Consider the following 4,361-nt stretch of genomic DNA (forward strand, 5'->3'; position numbering starts at 1 on the left):
ATAAAATCTATTTGGCAACAAGACCTGAAAAGAAGTATGTAGGTGAAATAGAAAAATGGAACGATGCGGAAAAATCGCTTGAAAATGCACTTAAAAAAACAGGTTATGACTACGAAATAGATGCAGGCGGCGGTGCATTTTACGGTCCAAAAATAGATATAAAAATTAAAGATGCTATCGGAAGATTGTGGCAATGTTCAACAATACAATTCGATTTCAATTTACCCGAAAGATTTGATATTTACTATGTAGACAAAGAAGGTAAAAGAGTAAGACCTTACATGGTTCACAGGGCATTAATGGGTTCTTTTGAAAGGTTTATCGGAGTATTGCTTGAACATTATGCAGGGGCATTACCCGTATGGTTGTCGCCTGTTCAGGCAGCGGTTTTAAATATTGCTCCGGAACAGGAACAATATTGTAAAGATGCAGTTAAAAAATTAAAAGAAGCCGGTATCCGGGTAAACTTTGACGACAGAAATGAAAAGATAGGTCACAAGATTAGAGAAAATGCAATGCAAAAAATTCCATACTTGCTTGTTGTAGGCGGTAAAGAAGTTGAAACAGGTTCTGTTGCCGTAAGAGCAAGAGGAAACAAAGATTTGGGTTCAATGCCTTTAGATAAGTTTATTGAACTTGTAAAGCAGGATGTTGCAAATAAAAAATAAATATTTTAAAATAAATGTTTAGAGTGGGGCTATAGCTCAGCTGGGAGAGCGCTTGCATGGCATGCAAGAGGTCAGGGGTTCGATCCCCCTTAGCTCCACTTTTTAATGTTAGTCGGAGATAAAAATAAATGAAAGTAATGCTTATTAACGGAAGTAGTAATAGTAACGGATGTACATTTAGGGCATTAAAAGAAATAGAAACGGTTTTAAATAAAGAAAAAATAGAAACTGAAGTTATTCAGTTGGGTTCGGGTGCCGTAAAAGATTGTATAGGTTGCAGGGCTTGTGTACAAAATGATAATAAATGCATATTTAATGATGATACAGTTAATGAAATCATTGAAAAGGCAAAAACTTCCGATGGTTTTGTTTTCGGCTCTCCTGTTTATTACGCACATCCTTCGGGAAGACTTTTATCCGTTTTGGATAGAGTATTTTATGCAGGCAGTAAATTTTTTGCATATAAACCCGGAGCAGCAGTTGTGTCTGCAAGAAGAGCAGGAACAACCGCAGCTGTGGATGTAATAAATAAATATTTTACGATAAATAATATGCCGGTAGTTTCTTCTCAATATTGGAATATGGTTCACGGTTCAAAACAGGATGATGTTGAAAAAGATTTGGAAGGTCTTCAGATAATGAGAACGATAGGTAAAAATATGGCATGGCTTTTAAATGCTTTAAAAAGTGAACATCCCGAACCTGAAATAAAAATTATGACAAATTTTATAAGATAATATATATTACCAAGTATAAGGAGAAAAAATGAATAAACTGGTTATGTCGTTTTTGTTGTGTATGTCTGTTTTTGTTTTTTTCGGATGTTCTGGTAATAATGCTGATGTTGATGAAGCATCTCAGGAATCTTATGAGAATGAGATTGATGATATAGATATTGATGAAACGGATATAGATGATGAAGATGTAGATGAATATGCGGAAGAAACAACGGCAGATGAAAGTGAGGAGGGTGCTGATGAAACGGAAAATGCAAACGAAGCCGAAACTGAAGAAGTTGCAGTAGCAGAAGAAACAATACATAAAAATTAAAAAAATGGAGATTTATTATGATAAAAAAATTTCTCTCTCCGGTGCTTGTATGTTTGTTTTTTTGTTTGGTGTGCAGTAATGTTTTTGCTCAAAAATGTGCTGATATAACAATAGAAGAATTGACATCAAAGTTGGAAAACCACAGTTTAGCCGTTTGCCAAAAAGGTAAAATATCTTTTCAGGATGAACATGGAATACAACCTTTACTTATACAGATAAAAAAGAAAGGTTTAAAAAAAGCAATGGTTGTAGATAAAGTTATAGGTAAAGCTGCTGCTTTGCTTATGGTTTACGGTAAAGTAAAGCAAGTTCATACAAATATCATTGCCAAAGATGCAATAGAAGTTTTTGAAAAACATAAAGTTAAATATTCATATAATGAAGTTGTTGATTATATTCAAAATGCAAAACAAGACGGTCTTTGTCCTATGGAACAAAAAGTTTTAAATATAGATAGTCCTAAGAAGGCCTACAAAATTTTTACAAAACAAAAATAGAGGAGTTAACATAAAAATAGAAAATCCGGAGGATTTTTTATGAATAGAAGGCAATTTTTAAAATCTGCTTTTTTTACAACATTGGGAGTTGCAGTTTTGTCTGCATGTAAAAAAGTTACCACTCAAACAAAAAAACTTATAGAAAAAGTTTCAACAAAAAAATTTGACAATATTGATATTTCCGTAATAGGTTTCGGGCTTATGAGGTTACCGCAAAAAGATGGAGAACCTGATATTGAAAGAACACAGGAAATGGTTGATTATGCAATTGAACACGGTATAAATTATTTTGATACCGCATGGTTCTACCACGGTGGGAAATCTGAACTTGCGGCAGGTAAAGTGCTAAAAAAATATCCGAGAAACAGTTATTATTTGGCCGATAAAATGCCGTTGAGAATATTGAAAGATAAAGCTGAAGTTATTCCCGTATTTGAAGAACAATTAGAGAAATGTCAAACCGATTATTTTGATTTTTATTTGGCACACAACATAAATAAAAGAGAATGGGAAACTTTAAAACAATGTAATGTTTATGAACAGTTACTCAAAAAGAAACAGGAAGGAAAAATAAAATATTTAGGATTTTCAATTCATGATACTCCGGAACTTTTGGAAGAGGTTGTGAAAACATACAAGTGGGATTTTGTCCAGTTACCGATTAATCCTATAGATTGGGATATGGTAGATGCTAAAAAACAGTATGAAATTGCAACAAAAGCGGGGCTTCCTGTTGTTGTTATGAATCCTTTAAAAGGAGGGCAACTTTCTTCTCTTAATACAAAAGCCGTGGATTTGTTGAAAAAAGAAAATCCCGATGCATCTGCTTCTTCATGGTCTTTAAGATATTCCGCTTCACTGCCTAATGTATTTACTGTTTTAAGCGGTATGACGGAAATTGAACATGTTACTGATAATGTTAAAACTTTTACGAATTTTAAACCGTTGACGGAAAAAGAGCAGAGTGTACTTTCAAATGCAATATCCGTTTATAATTCTTCCGGTGCAATATCATGTACATATTGTCAATATTGTACGGGGTGTCCTGTCGGAATAGATATTCCTAAAAATTTTCTTATATACAATCAATATAAGGCAACGGAAAGGAAAGACAGGTTCGTTATAGCTTATGAATCAATTAAAGAGGAAAACAGAGCCGATAAATGTATAAATTGCGGGGTATGTAAAAACAAATGCCCTCAAAAACTTGATATTCCTAACCTTTTGAAAGAAATGGCAAAATTATACGAAGAATTAAAAAAATAAAATTTTATTATTTTCCGGGGGTAATGATGACAAAAACTATTGAAAATGCAGCAATAGCCGTAATAGGCGGAAGCGGTATAACTGAAATCGGCGGTATAGAAAATATAAAAGAATTTGAAATAGATACTCCTTTCGGAAAACCTTCATCACCAATTACCGTTGGTGAATTGGACGGCGTTAAAATTGCTTTTCTGCAAAGGCATGGTAAAGGTCATGTTATTACTCCTTCAAATGTAAATTATAAAGCAAATATATATGCATTAAAATCAATAGGCGTTAATCAAATTATATCAATAACTGCAGTGGGTTCACTTAAAAAAAATATAAAACCTAAAGATTTTGTCATTCCGGAACAAATTTTTGATAGAACAAAAAACAGAGAAAGTTCTTTTTTTGATAAAGATATTGTTGTGCATGTAGGTTTTGCAGACCCGTTTTGTAACGATTTAAGAGATATAATTCATAAAGCTGTTACCGAGCTTGCGATAGAACATCATTTCAGTGATACAACTTATGTTTGCATAGAAGGTCCAAGATATTCAACAAGAGCAGAAGCAAAAGTTAATGCGGAAAACGGTTTTTCGGTTGTCGGAATGACACTGATACCTGAAGCCGTTCTTGCCAAAGAAGCTGAAATTTGTTATGCCAATATATCTTTGGTTACGGATTATGATTGTTTAAAATTAGGGGAAGAAGTAAATGCCGGTAAAGTTGTTGAAGCAATGGCATATAATATAAATACGTGTAAAAAGTTAATAAAAAATTTAATTCCTAAATTGGCTGCAAGACAAATAAAATGTAATTGTAATAATTCGTTACAATTTGCAGTTCAAACATCAAAAGATCTTATTAAAAAATCAAGTTCATATAAAGAAGTAAG

At 33.0% G+C, this 4,361-nt stretch carries 6 protein-coding genes and 1 tRNA gene; all 7 read left to right on the top strand.

The genetic code is table 11. The features are described from left to right. Positions 1 to 668: His/Gly/Thr/Pro-type tRNA ligase C-terminal domain-containing protein (locus tag ACMUOV_RS07015; RefSeq protein ID WP_413854396.1), on the top strand; the 668-nt coding region annotated here is incomplete at its 5' end. 25 nt (positions 669 to 693) lie between these two features. Beyond that, a tRNA-Ala gene (locus ACMUOV_RS07020) sits at positions 694 to 766 on the top strand. Positions 767 to 796: 30 nt separating this feature from the next. Then, entirely contained in the window at positions 797 to 1,405 is a 609-nt protein-coding gene (locus tag ACMUOV_RS07025; protein ID WP_413854397.1) for a flavodoxin family protein, read from the top strand. 28 nt (positions 1,406 to 1,433) lie between these two features. After that, on the top strand, positions 1,434 to 1,718 hold the full coding sequence (locus tag ACMUOV_RS07030) for a hypothetical protein (protein WP_413854399.1): 285 nt from the start codon (positions 1,434 to 1,436) through the stop codon (positions 1,716 to 1,718). A gap of 17 nt (positions 1,719 to 1,735) precedes the next feature. Continuing rightward, the gene (locus ACMUOV_RS07035; RefSeq protein WP_413854400.1) at positions 1,736 to 2,215 is read left to right on the top strand and encodes a DUF1893 domain-containing protein; all 480 of its coding nucleotides are present in this window, start codon (positions 1,736 to 1,738) and stop codon (positions 2,213 to 2,215) included. A gap of 39 nt (positions 2,216 to 2,254) precedes the next feature. Beyond that, positions 2,255 to 3,481 (top strand): aldo/keto reductase, encoded by a 1,227-nt coding sequence (locus ACMUOV_RS07040; protein ID WP_413854402.1) that lies wholly within the window; start codon positions 2,255 to 2,257, stop codon positions 3,479 to 3,481. Positions 3,482 to 3,507: 26 nt separating this feature from the next. Next, on the top strand, positions 3,508 to 4,361 hold an 854-nt coding region (gene mtnP, locus ACMUOV_RS07045; RefSeq protein WP_413854403.1), incomplete at its 3' end, for an S-methyl-5'-thioadenosine phosphorylase.

Origin of the sequence: Candidatus Ruminimicrobium bovinum, assembly GCF_902760015.1 — a bacterium.
GTDB lineage: Bacteria > Elusimicrobiota > Endomicrobiia > Endomicrobiales > Endomicrobiaceae > Ruminimicrobium > Ruminimicrobium bovinum.

What these genes read in the sequence shown, in the direction of transcription:
- ACMUOV_RS07025 (WP_413854397.1), top strand. Translation starts at nt 797, where the DNA reads ATGAAAGTAATGCTTATTAACGGAAGTAGTAATAGTAACGGATGTACA.
- ACMUOV_RS07030 (WP_413854399.1), top strand. Translation starts at nt 1,434, where the DNA reads ATGAATAAACTGGTTATGTCGTTTTTGTTGTGTATGTCTGTTTTTGTT.
- ACMUOV_RS07035 (WP_413854400.1), top strand. Translation starts at nt 1,736, where the DNA reads ATGATAAAAAAATTTCTCTCTCCGGTGCTTGTATGTTTGTTTTTTTGT.
- ACMUOV_RS07040 (WP_413854402.1), top strand. Translation starts at nt 2,255, where the DNA reads ATGAATAGAAGGCAATTTTTAAAATCTGCTTTTTTTACAACATTGGGA.